Source organism: Microbacterium hydrocarbonoxydans, assembly GCF_023715885.1.
Taxonomy (GTDB): Bacteria; Actinomycetota; Actinomycetes; order Actinomycetales; family Microbacteriaceae; genus Microbacterium; species Microbacterium hydrocarbonoxydans_C.
This window is the reverse complement of record NZ_JAMBOY010000003.1, coordinates 376,599-388,939: the sequence shown is the minus strand read 5'-3', so window position 1 is coordinate 388,939 and position 12,341 is coordinate 376,599. Positions and strand designations below refer to the sequence as shown.

The following is a 12,341-nucleotide window of genomic DNA, read 5'->3' as shown; positions in this document are numbered from 1 at the left end:
TTAGCACTCAGAGTGAGAGAGTGCTAACGCCATTCTGGCACTCGACCCCATCGAGTGCAAGCCGCCGTGGAGGGACTAAGGAGCCGGCGACTCGGTGGCCGCGGGCGGGTTCGAGGACCGGTCGAGACCGATCACGACCGTGAGCTGCTTCTGGTCCGTGTCGTTCATGTCCGCGTAGAAGTCGCTCTGCTGCACATCGGCTCCGCCGATGACTCCGGCGAGCCCGATCGCGGCCAGCTCGTCCTCATCGGCCACGTAGTACACGGTCGTCGTGGAGAAGTCCTGACTGGTGCTGTCGCTCGCGAACACGACGTCGGCCGACCATCCGTTGTTGATGAGCGTGTCGCGCATCTGATCGTCCAACCCCTCGTCGGCCGTCGCGTTGAGGATGAGCACCGAGTAAGTGGTGTCGACGACGCCGGTCTCCTCGGGCGTGGGCGTCGCGGTCGGCACCGCATCGGGGAAGAGACTGATGCGCCCCATCACGACGAGCGAGCCGAAGATGCCACCGATGATGAGCACGAGGGCGGCGACGAAAGACCACAGGAGGACGATCCAGCCGTTCATCCCCGGCGCTTCGGCGCGATGCGCACCCACACGTCCGGAGGTGCGGGGAACGTCGTCGAATCGATCGCGGTTCGGCTTAGACACCCCTCGATGCTAACGGCACCGCGCTGTGTATCCGCGTCGGCGGCCGCTCAGCGCGTGGCGCGGGCGTGATCAGCCGACGAACCCGGGTGTGCGGGCGGAGCGCTGGAAGGCGCGACGATCGCGGATGCGGCGCAGTCGGCCGACCAGCAGGGGGTCGAACTCCAGTGCTTCCTCGGAATCGATCAGCCGGCCGAGGAGCTGGTAGTACCGCGCCGCGCTCATGCCCAACTGCGCGCGGATGACCTCTTCCTTCGCCCCGCCGTGCCGCGGCCACGCGGTCTCGAGAGCGAGGATCAGACGATCCCGTTCCGAGAGCTCTCCGCGCATGCGCTCAGACTACGTCGGGTCGCCTCACTCACCTGCGCGCCACTCCCACCATCGTCCGAGTGGATCGGCTGCTGCTCGCACCCGGCCGTCGAGGGCCACGACGAAGCCTCGCCATTCGTCTCCCGCGACGGGCGGCTCCCACACGTCGAGCAGGGTGGGCGGGTCGATCGTCACCCAGCGAGCGGACAGGGCGCGGATGCGGTCGACGAGCGCCGTCCGCGTCGCACGCGGGATGTGCACCAGCACTCCGGGAGTCGTGATCACGAGCGTCGCGTCGGAGGGCGCGGCCCGCACGAGCTCGTCGAGGCGTTCGAGGGCGTCGCCCTGCAGCATCACCGGCGGATCGGCGGAGGCGATGTCGAGCGCGGCCTCGACACGCTCCTCCCGCCCCTCCTCCCCCGGCCAGACGAGCGAGCGCAGCCAGCGCCGGTCGCCGGCGTCGCGGGCGTCGAGCGGGGCGAGGTCGACCCCTCCGCGCCACACGACGCGCGGCAGCCGGAGCTCGGGGAGCTCGCCGTCGACGCGGCTCTCCAGCAGGACGGTCGACGGGCCGTCTGCGGGGTCGAGCGCAGCGCGCACCCGACCTGCCTCGTCCACGAAGCGGTACGAGTAGCGGTCGGGATACAGACAGAGCCCGGCGGATGCGCCGATCTCGAGCAGCGCGACGGGGCCGTCGATCTCGGAGAGCACGGGAAGCAGCGCGGCGAGACGCAGCGGCTCGTTCGTCTGCAGCCGCCGGCCCGTGCACTCCGCCACGATCTCGTCGGCGCGCGCCAACACGAAGGCGCGCCACGTGTCGAACGGGCCGGTGCCTGCACCGAGCATCCGGGTGACCGCGAAGACGAGCGGCGGCTGCCGTCGGGTCTCCGGAATCCTGGAGATGATGTCGGCGATCAGCGGGTCGCCCGCCACCCCCGCGGCCCACTCGGCGTACACCTCGCTGCGCCCCGGCGCCTCCTCTGCGGCGAACCGCGCGTAGCGCAGCTGCACGGCATCCGTCATATGACCATTCTGCCGCGCCGACTCCCACCGGACACGAGAGAATGGGTAAGACCCTCAGGAGGACCGATGTCGTACAGCGTGGACAAGACCGAAGACGAGTGGCGCGAAGAGCTGGGCGCCGACCAGTACGCCGTGCTGCGTGAAGCCGCGACCGAACGCGCCTGGACCGGCGAGTTGCTCGACGAGAGCCGTTCCGGCCTGTACACCTGCGGCGCCTGCGGTGCCGAGCTGTTCAAGAGCGGCACGAAGTTCGACTCCGGATGCGGCTGGCCGAGCTTCTACGAGTCCGTCCGCCCCGATGCGGTCGAGCTGATCGAGGACACGAGCCTCGGCATGGTCCGCACCGAGGTGCGCTGTGCGACCTGCGGTTCGCACCTCGGCCACGTGTTCCCCGACGGGTTCGGCACGCCGACCGGCGACCGCTACTGCATGAACTCGATCGCACTGAACTTCACCCCCGACGAGTCGTGAGCGCGCTCGAGGCCGTCCGCTCGCGTCAGTCGTGGTCGAAGGTCACCGCCGAGGCGCCGTCCCGTGAGGAGCTGCTGCACCTCGTGGCTGCCGCCGGTCGCGTCGCCGACCACTCGTCGCTGCGCCCGTGGCGTCTCATCGAGATGCGCGGAGACGACCGCGAGGCTCTGGGTGCCGCGATCGCGAAGGCGCAGGGCGACTCGTCGCCGTCGACGAAGCCGTTGCGTGCGCCGCTGCTGATCGCCGTGGTCGCCAGCTATCGCAAGAGCGACAAGGTGCCGCGCTGGGAGCAGGAGGCCGTCGCATCCGGGGTCGCGCACGTGCTGAGCCTGCTGCTCGACGAGGCGGGCTGGGGCGTCATCTGGCGCACCGGGCACTACACCCGCACCAAGGCCGTCGCGAAGGCGCACGGCCTCGACAAGAACGAGGAGCTGCTCGGCTGGCTGTACGTCGGCGGCAAGCCGGTGGGCAAGAAGCCGGGCCGGCGCAAAGCCGTCGAGGCACGCAAGCTCGTCACCCGCATGCCGAAGCCCAAACCGAAGAAGCGCGACGAGAACAAGTAATCAGCGGCGGCGGCGCGGCAGCGCGACCACCACGGACCCGACCGCCACGACGACCATCCCGACGATCTGCCACAGCGCAGGCCCGGCGGCTGCGGGCCAGACGAGATCGATCACGACGGACGCCGCGAGCTGACCGAGCACGGACCCGAGACCCATCAGCAGCACGCCCGTGTGCGCGACGATGAAGGCGCCGAGCAGGATGTAGGCGAAGCCGAGCAACCCGCCGAGGTACAGCCAGGGCTCGGCAGGCGGCGCGACCGGAAGACCGCGGATCGCGATGCTCACGGCCGCCGCCAGGAGCAGGGCGACCGTGCCCGCGACGAAGCTCATGAACGTCGCGATGAGCGGCGACCCCACCCGCTGCGCGAGGCGTCCGTTCGTCGCCGCCTGCCAGGCGATGCCGACGCCGGCGGCGAAGGGAAGCAGCAGCATCCACAGCGGTGCGGTCGCGAGCACGTCTCCGCTGAGCGAGATGCCCACCGCGGCGAGCGCCAGCGCTCCGCCGAGCACGCGCCCCGGTGTGACAGCGACCACGCCGGCCGGTCCGAAGCCGATCCGGTCGAGGACGAGACCGTGGAGAGTCTGCCCCGCCACCACGCCGACCGTGAAGAGCGAGACGCCGAGGATCCCGGCCGTCACCCCCTGCGTCGAGACGGTGAGGGCGCCGCAGGCGCCGCCCAGCAGCATCCAGAACGGAATCGTGCGGTGTCGGATGCCGTCGCGCAGCCGCCCCACGCCCCGACGCGCGGAGGGGATGCAGACGATCGCGACGATGAGCGCCCCGAGGCCGACCGAGAACGAGAGGAGTCCCGCGACGATGCCGTTGTCGACCTTGACGCCGAGGACGCCGTTGATGCGCGCCTGCACAGCGGTCATGACGCCGATGGCGACTGCTCCGCCGAGCGCGACAGGGGCGGGCAGGCGGCGGTCGGGTGTCACCCGTCGACCCTACCCGAGCGTCGGATCGCGTCCCGCGCCGGTGTCGGTGGTTCGGCGTACGCTGGCGGCATGTGCGCGAGCTACGGACTTGACCCCCGGTTCACCGATGCGGAGCTCCTCGAGGCCGCCGACGAGGCAGTGCTCGACGGCCTCCGCGGGTGGGCGCAGGAGAACGCGAACGAGACGGTGCGCCCCACGGGCAAGAACCTCCGCAACCTCAACCCGATCGTGGTGCAGCCCGACACGGCACCGACCCTCGAGCCCGCGTGGTGGGGCTTTCTCGTCGGAGGGGAGCCCTCGAAGTTCCCGTCGATCAACACGCGGTCCGAACGCCTCCAGGATCGCCCCGGCGGGTTGAAGACCCGCGCTCTGGTTCCGGCGACGAGCTGGTACGAGATGAAGAAGCCCGAGCGCGTATGGCACGAGTTCCTCGTCGACGACGGCGCGCTGTTCGGCATGGCTGCGGTGACGCAACGCGGTCGCACCACGGACGGCACCTGGTTCACCTGCTACTCGATCGTCATGCGCCCCGCTCCCGACCGACTCGCCGACGTCCACGACCGGATGCCGCTGCTGATCCCCGCATCACTGAGCCATGACTGGCTGACCGCCGAGCCGACGAGAGAGATCATCGATGAGGCGATCGCCGCATCGGAGGAAGTATCCGCTCGGGTGACGGCTCGTCCGCGCGGCTGACCGCCCCTCGACCGGATCGTCCTCCGGTGCTACGGATCCGGAGGACGGCGCGACGCGTTCCGGTACCACAGGAGGACGCGGTGGAGCACCCTTCGGCCGTAGCGTCGAAGGCATGATCACAGCAGAGGGCCTCACGAAGAGGTTCGGAGACAAGACAGCCGTCCAGGACGTGTCATTCACGGTCAAGCCGGGCACGGTCACCGGATTCCTCGGACCCAACGGCGCCGGCAAGTCCACCACGATGCGACTCATCGTGGGACTCGACCGTCCGACCTCGGGCACCGCGACCGTCGCAGGACGGGAGTACCGCAAGCTGCGCGCGCCACTCACCGAGGTCGGCGTGCTGCTCGATGCCAAGGCCGTGCACACGGGCCGTACCGCACGCAACCACCTGCGGGCCATGGCGGCGACCCACGGCATCCCCGCCTCGCGGGTGGATGAGGTCATCGACCTCGCCGGCATCGGCTCGGTCGCCCGCAAGCGCGCCGGGAAGTTCTCGCTCGGCATGGGCCAGCGCCTCGGAATCGCCTCGGCACTGCTCGGTGACCCGCACACGCTGATCCTCGACGAGCCGGTCAACGGACTCGACCCCGAGGGCGTGCGCTGGGTGCGCCAGTTCGTCCGGCACGCCGCCTCGGAGGGTCGCACGGTGCTGCTCTCCAGTCACCTCATGAGCGAGATGGCGCAGACGGCCGACCACGTGATCGTGATGGGTCGCGGCCACGTGCTCGCCGATGCTCCGCTCGACGAGCTCGTACGCGCCTGGACCCGCAACACCGTCCGGGTCCGCACGCCGCGCGCCGCCGACCTCGCCGCGGCCGTGGCGGCACCCGACGTCGAGATCGTCAGCGCCGCGCCCGACCTCCTCGACATCGTGGGCCTGCCCGCATCGCGCATCGGCGACCTGGCCGCGGACCGCGGCATCCCGCTCCACGAACTCACGCCCACCACCGGCTCCCTTGAAGACGCGTACCTCGCCCTGACCGGCGACGCGGTCGAGTACCGGACCAAGGAGATCTCATGACCACGCAGGCTCCCGCCCTCACGCGACAGCGCGTCGACACGGGCCACCGACTGTCGTTCCTCCGGGAAGTGCGCGGCGAGTGGATCAAGCTCGCCACACTCCGCTCCACCTGGTGGTCGATCGCGATCACCGCTGTTCTCACGGTGGGCATCGCCGTCCTCATCGCTCAGGCGATCGACGCACCCGGTTTCGAGCCGATCCAGGCCGTCGTCATGCCGATCCAGTTCACGATGCTGCTCGCCGGCATCCTGGGGGCCATCTCCGTGACCGGCGAGTACTCGACAGGCATGATCCGCTCGACCCTGACGGCCAACCCCCGTCGCGGATCGGCTCTGCTCGCCAAGGCCCTCGTCGTCGCGCTGTTCCTGTTCGTGAGCTCGGTCGTCGTCTTCTCGGCCGCTGCCCTGGCCGTCTCCGCGATCGTCTCGTCGCGCCACCAGAGCATCGACTGGAGCGACCCGTCCCTGTCGATCCTGCCGATCCTCGTCTCGTCGCTGGCGATGGCCGTGTTCGCTCTCATCGGCGTCGCCTTCGGCTTCCTGCTCCGTTCCGGAGCCGGCGCGATCGCGGCGACCGTCGGGCTGCTCTTCGTCCTCCCGATCGTGGCGACCTTCTTCACCATGGCGGGCGAAGCCTGGGCATGGGTCATCGATGCATCCGCGTACCTCCCGGTCGCCGCGGCGCAGAGCGCGATCCTGCCCGAGGGCGCCGCACTCGACGAGCCCGTCGCCTACCTGACGCTCGGGGCGTGGACCGTCGCCGGCCTGCTCGCCGCGTGGGTCGTGCTGCGCACCCGCGACGCGTGATCGCACGGCCGCGTAGAGTTCCCCGGTGACCAGCACGCGCAGCCGCAGCTCCCTCCGCGAGGAGGAGGAGCTGCGGCTGCCGCGTCCTCCGGGGGTCCTCCGCCGATTCTGGGCGCGACACCCCGTCGTCGCCGATGTTCTGATCACCCTCGTCTGCCTCGCCCTCTCTTTGCTGCCCGCCGCCCCTTTCGATCGCGCGGCTGAGGGCCCGCTCGCGCTCGCCTTCGCGGTCGTGGCGCCGATCGCGATCATCGCCGCGTGCGTCTCCCTGATGTGGCGACGGATCGCGCCTCTCGTCCCTTTCGTCGCCTCTGCCGCCGTCGAGGCGCTCCTTCTCTTCGCAGAGCAACCCGCCGGCACACCGCTGATGCTCGTCGCGTGCTACTCGCTCGCGGTCTACCGGTCGTCGCGCGTCGCGTGGACGGGCTTCGGCATCGCGCTCGCCGCGATCATCGCCGTCGCCCTGCCGCTCGTGCTCTCCGGGGTCGTCGAGATGCAGATCGGACTCAACACCGGGTTGACCATCCTCATCTTCGGTCTGATCGGCACCCTCATCGGAGTGAACGTCGGTGGTCGCAAACGGTACATCGCCGCGGTGATCGACCGGTCCCGGCAGCTCCTCGTCGAACGCGATCAGCAGGCGCAGCTCGCCGCTGCGTCCGAGCGGGCGCGCATCGCACGGGAGATGCACGACATCGTGTCCCATTCGCTCACCGTGATCGTCGCCCTCTCCGAGGGCGCCGCGGCCACGACCGACCGGAATCAGGCCGCGGCCGCATCCACCGCCGCGGCGACGACGGCGCGCGCCGCCCTCACCGAGATGCGCGCCATGCTGGGCGTACTCCGCGACGCGGAGGCGACCGCTCCCCTCGCGCCCGCCGCCCCGATCGATCCACGCGAGACGGTCGCCGTGGCGCAGCGCGCCGGCTTCCCCGTCACGCTGACGGAGTCGGGCACCGCTGATCTGCCGCCCGCCGTCGCGCACGCCGTCGGGCGAATCGTGCAGGAGGGCGTCACGAACGCCATGCGTCACGCGCCGTCAGCGAGCTCGATCTCCGCGCGCATCATCCACGCTCCGGGGAGCGTCGTCGTCGAGATCGTCAACGACGGGGCGTCGGGAGCCGTCGGCACCGCCGGCTTCGGGCTCCGCGGCCTCGCCGAACGCGCCGCGCACGTGAAAGGCACCTTCGTCTCCGAGCCCGCAGCGGGAGGACGCTGGATGCTGCGCGCCAGACTGCCCGTCGACCACGCCCCCGATCCCCTCGAACCCGCCCCGGAGGAGCCGTCATGACCGACACGATCTCGATCCTGCTCGTCGACGATCAGGAACTCATCCGCCTCGGCTTCCGCATGGTCCTGGAAGCGGAAGCCGACATGGTGGTGGTCGGCGAGGCCGGCGACGGTCGCGCCGCGATCGCTCAGACCGCGGCCCTGCATCCGGACCTCGTGCTGATGGACATCCGAATGCCGGGACTCGACGGGATCGCCGCGACCGAGGCGATCGTGCGCGAGCACCCGGGGAGCCGTGTGCTGGTGCTCACGACGTTCGATCTCGACGAGTACGCCTTCGGAGCGATCCGGGCGGGCGCGAGCGGCTTCCTCCTCAAAGACGCCCACCGCCACGAGATGATCGCCGCCGTACGAGCCGTGCACCGCGGCGATGCCGCGCTGGCGCCGAGCGTCACGCGAAGACTGCTCGAGCACGTGAGTCCGCAGCTCGACGCCGTGCCGACAGCCGCTCCTGCACCCGTCGAAGACCCCACGACGTCGCTGACCGAACGGGAGCGCGACGTGTTCCTGCAGATGGCACGGGGCCTCACGAACGCCGAGATCGCCCGCGCTCTGTTCGTGAGTGAATCCACGGTGAAGACCCATGTCGGGCGCGTGCTGTCGAAGCTCGAGGCTCGGGATCGCATCCACGCCGTGATCCTCGCGCACCGGCTGGGTCTCGCCGGCGACGATTCGCTGCCCGGGACCACTGACGCGTCGGCGCGCTGAGGCGCCGACGCGTCAGAGATCGAGCATGCTCAGGATGCCGACGGCGTCCACTCCGAGACACGGTTGAGCGTGGCGATCTCGTCGTCGGTGAGTTCGAGTCGGCCACCGTCGAGCAGGTCAGGGACCTGCTCGACGGTGCGTGCGCTGGCGATCGGTGCGGCGACCGTCGGCTGAGCGCGCAGCCAGGCCAGAGAGGTCGCGGCGATCGACGCCCCGTGAGCGTGCCCGATCTCCTCGAGCGCGTCGATGATGCGCAGTCCCGCTTCGGTCGCGTACTTCGCGGCGCCGCCGGCGCGCGGCGACGACTGGCCGGCGGCATCCGTCGACCGGTACTTGCCCGTGAGGAAGCCGCTGGCGAGCGAGTAGTACGGCACGAGGCCGAGTCCGAACTCCTCCGCCACCGGGATGATCGTCTCCTCGACGTCGTTGCGATGCACGAGGTTGTAGTGCGGCTGCACGGCGACCGGACGAGGGACGCCGAGGCGGTCGGAGATGTCGATCCACTCGCGGATGCGCTCGGCCGAGTAATTCGACACCGCGATGTTCCGCACGAGACCGTCGGCCACGAGGCGGCCGAACGCCTCGACAGTCTCCTCGAGCGGAGTGTCGGCGTCGTCGAAGTGCGCGTAGTAGAGGTCGAGCGCGTCGACGCCGAGGCGCTGGAGCGACGCCTCCGCCGCGGCGCGGACGTTCGGCCCCGCCAGACCCGTGAAGTCCGGGTGCTGGCTCACCTTCGTGGCGACGACCATGCCGTCCGGCTTCCGGGAGGCGAGCCACTCGCCGATGATCGTCTCGCTCTCACCGCCCGAGTTTCCCGGCACCCAGGCGCTGTAGGAATCGGCGGTGTCGATGAAATCGCCTCCCCCGTCGACGAAGGCGTCGAGAACGGCGAAGGATGCGTCGCGGTCGGCGGTCCAGCCGAACACGTTGCCGCCGAGAGAGAGCGGGAAGACGGTCAGATCACTGTTTCCGATGCGAGTCATACTTCGAGACAACCAGACCGGTGCGCGGGGTATTTCGCGTGTGACGCGGGATGTCGCGCCGCGCAGGCACGCCAGACCACTCGGGCCCGGTGTGGCGAGAACGGCACCGACCGGCTGGTCGCGCAACCGTCGGCCTGTATGGCCGACTCCCGCGGGATCACGACGTCACGTTGGCTGGTTGCCGTCGGAACCAGCCGAGAGGGTCGCGGTCCTTCCAGCGCAGCGCCGGCGACTCGATGAGGTACCAGCTGCCGACGGCAAGGATAAGAGTGCCAGAGATGCAGATGAGCATGTAGGGCAGGATGCCAAGCTGGGTGGCCCCGAAGTAGGCAGCCATCTGCTGCACAGGCCACCCGTAGATGTAGATCCCATAGGAGAAATCGCGTGTGCGGCCCACGTGCTTGAACGGCAAGTGGTATGCGACCCAGAGCACGAGGAATGCCCAGGCGACGAGACCAAGCTGGTGAAATCCCCATGTGAGGTACGTGCCGACCAGTACGACGAGCGCGACGGGTGGGAGCCAGCGCGTGCCCGCCAGAAGACGATCGCGCAGGAAGTAGATGAGGGAGCCGACGAGGAAGCAGAGCGTGAACTTCGCCTGACGATCATCGTAGACGCCGAGGGCGCCGATCTGAGCGACCTGCACCCATACCCAAGCGGCCGCGGCGAGCGCTGCGACCATCCGAGCGGTGAGCACACGCCCGGCCATGAGGATCGCGATGAGCAGGTAGCACGCAAACTCCATCGGCAGCGTGTACAGCGGCCCGTTCCAAATGAGCGCCGCGGGAATCCCGGTAAGAGTGTCCCCGATGATGATCTGATTTTGAAAGAGCAGAGCGTTGGAGAAGATGAAGCCGCTCGGAGGCGGCGAGGCGAAGGGATACTCGGTGAGCCCGCGCATCGTGCGCCAGACGATGGGGGCGAGCGCGAGCGCGACGATGACGAGGGATACCCAGTAGCCGGGGAAGATCCGCAGGACGCGGTGCCAGAGGAATCGCCCGACGGAAAGGCGCGACCCGCTCATGGTGATCAGGAAACCGGAGAGGGCGAAGAATCCCTCGACGGCGAAGATGCCGAGATTGTTGTCGAGCCGGCCCGGGTCGTTGCCGAAGCCCCCGAGCGGCCAGGTGTGGGAGACGATGACGAGCAGCGCGAACGTCAGGCGTAGGAGCCCGAAGCTGTTCGAGCGGACATCGAGGGAAGACACTCGGACATCTTGCCAGGTGGAGGGGCGTTAATTGCAAAGGGCCGCGCCCCGACCGAAGCCAGGATATCCCTGATGGTGTAGCCGGAGCGGCGCAGCGACTACCCGTCCTCTGAACGACGACGTCCGACCACACGCCCATGGCGGGCCCCGTTGACGAGGCAACGTCGCAGCAGGGCTCTCGGCATCCGGGATCACGACCATACCGAGAACGACGCCGGCCATCGTGTGCGCCGCCCTGTTGACGAAAGCCCCGGTACCGTCGCCGATCCGCTCGCAGCCGGGCGAAGGAACCCAGCAAGGCCAGACGTGGGCAGGGCTTCCCCTTTGCACGCCAGAAGGCCCGCATCCCTAGTCGTTTCAAGGGGATGCGGGCCTTCGTGTTCGGAGCCGACTACGGGACTCGAACCCGTAACCCCCGTATTACAAGTACGGTGCGCTACCAATTGCGCCAAGTCGGCGGACGCCACTCAGCTTAGCGAGAGGCGGCGTCTGCGAACGAACTACGGGGTCGCGGTCGGGGTGGGCGTCGGAGTCGGCGACGACGTCGCGGCCTCCTGCGAGGCGTCGTTCGACACGGTCAGCACGAACTGCGAGAACTCGACGGGATCGTCGAGGGCGCCGACGTAGGCCTCGCCGTTCACGACGATCATCGGCGCGGACGACAGCACGAGGTCGTCGGATCCGACGAGCGGACCCTCGAGCGCCCGAGAGGTGGCCTCCTTGGCCCAGGTGACGTAGTCCTGATCCTCGATGCACGAACGGACCGACTTGATGCTGTCCGAGCCGACGGCACCGGCGATGTCGGCGAGCTCCGAGTCGGAGTAGCCGTCGGTGTTCACCTCGGGCTGGTCCTCGAGCAGATCGTGGTTGAAGGCGTAGAACTGCGCCGGCGAATGCGTCGCGACGCAGGCGGCAGCGCCCGCCGCGCGCAGCGAGTACTTGGTGCCGTTCGAGCTCGCCGTCAGCAGCGCGACCGGGTGGTACGTCACCGTCGCTGCACCCTCGGTGATCCAGTTCACGAGCTGACGGGCGTTGGCGCGCTCGAACTCGCCCGCGTCGGGCGACAGGTAGTCGACGTAGACGTGGATGTCGACCGAGCTCGACGTCGTGGGCTGAGGTGTGGGTGTCGCCGCGGCACCGGCATCCGTCGCATCCGGGCTGGGCGTCGCGGGGACTTCGTCGGCCACCGCGGTCGCGCTGACGTCGGAGACGAGGATGCCGTCGTTGTCCATACCGCCCGGGGAGAGCTGCGGCTTCGAGATCTGGGCCGACACGGCCAGGGTCACCGCGGTGCCGATCGCTCCGACGGCGACCACGGCGATGGCGCCGATGATGATCCGTCGCATGATGCGCGCCCTCGACTGCTGGGCGTGCACCTTCTGTGCCTTCTCCCGCACGGCCTCGCGTGAAGTGCGAGATGTGGGGACGTTCGGCGTCTCGTCGCTCGACATCGTTCCTCTTGACAGTCCTGGGAGGGGCGGGGTGGCCCCGATCGCCGTTCGGGAGGCGATCGCCGCGGGTGCGCAGCCGAGATTGATGTTAACCAGCCAGGCTGAGAAATACCCAGACGCCCCGGATTCTGACATACTGATCCCGACCCGATGAGGGGTCACGGCGGGTCGAACCGCCGCTCTATCACTACGGATCGTCCGGCACGTACCTGCCGGTGAAGGA

The 12,341-nt window shown here is 69.3% G+C and carries 14 protein-coding genes and 1 tRNA gene; 7 read left to right on the top strand and 8 right to left on the bottom strand.

From position 1 onward, the window contains the following. Positions 1-75: 75 nt before the first annotated feature. The 3 genes from M3195_RS10260 to M3195_RS10250 form a co-directional block, all read right to left on the bottom strand. On the bottom strand, positions 76-651 hold the full coding sequence (locus tag M3195_RS10260; RefSeq protein ID WP_308211579.1) for a LytR C-terminal domain-containing protein: 576 nt from the start codon (positions 649-651) through the stop codon (positions 76-78). 69 nt (positions 652-720) lie between these two features. Then, on the bottom strand, positions 721-978 hold the full coding sequence (locus M3195_RS10255) for a DUF3263 domain-containing protein (RefSeq protein WP_251587130.1): 258 nt from the start codon (positions 976-978) through the stop codon (positions 721-723). Between the two features lie 24 nt (positions 979-1,002). Next, positions 1,003-1,980: a DUF2332 domain-containing protein gene (locus M3195_RS10250; RefSeq protein WP_251587128.1), complete on the bottom strand. Its 978-nt coding sequence runs from the start codon at positions 1,978-1,980 to the stop codon at positions 1,003-1,005. A 66-nt stretch (positions 1,981-2,046) separates the two neighbouring features. Between M3195_RS10250 and msrB the strand changes: the two genes are divergently transcribed. Continuing rightward, the gene (msrB, locus tag M3195_RS10245) at positions 2,047-2,451 is read left to right on the top strand and encodes a peptide-methionine (R)-S-oxide reductase MsrB (RefSeq protein ID WP_251587126.1); all 405 of its coding nucleotides are present in this window, start codon (positions 2,047-2,049) and stop codon (positions 2,449-2,451) included. Further along, the gene (locus tag M3195_RS10240) at positions 2,448-3,014 is read left to right on the top strand and encodes a nitroreductase family protein (RefSeq protein ID WP_251587124.1); all 567 of its coding nucleotides are present in this window, start codon (positions 2,448-2,450) and stop codon (positions 3,012-3,014) included. Before msrB ends, M3195_RS10240 begins: the two co-directional genes overlap by 4 nt. Here the strand turns inward: M3195_RS10240 and M3195_RS10235 are convergent, their stop codons facing one another. Then, entirely contained in the window at positions 3,015-3,953 is a 939-nt protein-coding gene (locus M3195_RS10235) for a DMT family transporter (RefSeq protein WP_251587122.1), read from the bottom strand. Between the two features lie 69 nt (positions 3,954-4,022). Here M3195_RS10235 and M3195_RS10230 point away from each other — a divergent pair, with 69 nt between their 5' ends. The 5 genes from M3195_RS10230 (at position 4,023) to M3195_RS10210 (ending at position 8,477) form a co-directional block, all read left to right on the top strand. Next, on the top strand, positions 4,023-4,649 hold the full coding sequence (locus M3195_RS10230; protein ID WP_251587120.1) for an SOS response-associated peptidase family protein: 627 nt from the start codon (positions 4,023-4,025) through the stop codon (positions 4,647-4,649). 112 nt (positions 4,650-4,761) lie between these two features. After that, entirely contained in the window at positions 4,762-5,673 is a 912-nt protein-coding gene (locus M3195_RS10225) for an ABC transporter ATP-binding protein (protein ID WP_251587118.1), read from the top strand. Continuing rightward, the gene (locus M3195_RS10220) at positions 5,670-6,479 is read left to right on the top strand and encodes an ABC transporter permease (protein WP_251587116.1); all 810 of its coding nucleotides are present in this window, start codon (positions 5,670-5,672) and stop codon (positions 6,477-6,479) included. Before M3195_RS10225 ends, M3195_RS10220 begins: the two co-directional genes overlap by 4 nt. Before the next feature lie 25 nt (positions 6,480-6,504). After that, the gene (locus M3195_RS10215) at positions 6,505-7,770 is read left to right on the top strand and encodes a sensor histidine kinase (protein WP_251587114.1); all 1,266 of its coding nucleotides are present in this window, start codon (positions 6,505-6,507) and stop codon (positions 7,768-7,770) included. After that, positions 7,767-8,477 carry a response regulator transcription factor gene (locus tag M3195_RS10210; protein ID WP_251587112.1) on the top strand — a complete coding sequence of 237 codons (711 nt, stop codon included), beginning with the start codon at positions 7,767-7,769 and terminating at the stop codon, positions 8,475-8,477. Before M3195_RS10215 ends, M3195_RS10210 begins: the two co-directional genes overlap by 4 nt. A 29-nt stretch (positions 8,478-8,506) precedes the next feature. On the opposite strand, the gene M3195_RS10205 is transcribed toward M3195_RS10210, so the two are convergent. The 4 genes from M3195_RS10205 to M3195_RS10190 form a co-directional block, all read right to left on the bottom strand. Further along, positions 8,507-9,460 (bottom strand): aldo/keto reductase, encoded by a 954-nt coding sequence (locus tag M3195_RS10205; RefSeq protein ID WP_251587110.1) that lies wholly within the window; start codon positions 9,458-9,460, stop codon positions 8,507-8,509. 157 nt (positions 9,461-9,617) lie between these two features. Beyond that, entirely contained in the window at positions 9,618-10,667 is a 1,050-nt protein-coding gene (locus M3195_RS10200; protein WP_251587108.1) for an acyltransferase family protein, read from the bottom strand. 385 nt (positions 10,668-11,052) lie between these two features. Further along, positions 11,053-11,125 (bottom strand) — tRNA-Thr (locus tag M3195_RS10195). Between the two features lie 42 nt (positions 11,126-11,167). Continuing rightward, positions 11,168-12,118 (bottom strand): DsbA family protein, encoded by a 951-nt coding sequence (locus M3195_RS10190; RefSeq protein WP_251587106.1) that lies wholly within the window; start codon positions 12,116-12,118, stop codon positions 11,168-11,170. Positions 12,119-12,341: the final 223 nt, after the last annotated feature.

What these genes read in the sequence shown, in the direction of transcription:
- M3195_RS10255 (WP_251587130.1), bottom strand. Translation starts at nt 978, where the DNA reads ATGCGCGGAGAGCTCTCGGAACGGGATCGTCTGATCCTCGCTCTCGAG.
- M3195_RS10250 (WP_251587128.1), bottom strand. Translation starts at nt 1,980, where the DNA reads ATGACGGATGCCGTGCAGCTGCGCTACGCGCGGTTCGCCGCAGAGGAG.
- msrB (WP_251587126.1), top strand. Translation starts at nt 2,047, where the DNA reads ATGTCGTACAGCGTGGACAAGACCGAAGACGAGTGGCGCGAAGAGCTG.
- M3195_RS10230 (WP_251587120.1), top strand. Translation starts at nt 4,023, where the DNA reads ATGTGCGCGAGCTACGGACTTGACCCCCGGTTCACCGATGCGGAGCTC.
- M3195_RS10225 (WP_251587118.1), top strand. Translation starts at nt 4,762, where the DNA reads ATGATCACAGCAGAGGGCCTCACGAAGAGGTTCGGAGACAAGACAGCC.
- M3195_RS10220 (WP_251587116.1), top strand. Translation starts at nt 5,670, where the DNA reads ATGACCACGCAGGCTCCCGCCCTCACGCGACAGCGCGTCGACACGGGC.
- M3195_RS10210 (WP_251587112.1), top strand. Translation starts at nt 7,767, where the DNA reads ATGACCGACACGATCTCGATCCTGCTCGTCGACGATCAGGAACTCATC.
- M3195_RS10205 (WP_251587110.1), bottom strand. Translation starts at nt 9,460, where the DNA reads ATGACTCGCATCGGAAACAGTGATCTGACCGTCTTCCCGCTCTCTCTC.
- M3195_RS10190 (WP_251587106.1), bottom strand. Translation starts at nt 12,118, where the DNA reads ATGTCGAGCGACGAGACGCCGAACGTCCCCACATCTCGCACTTCACGC.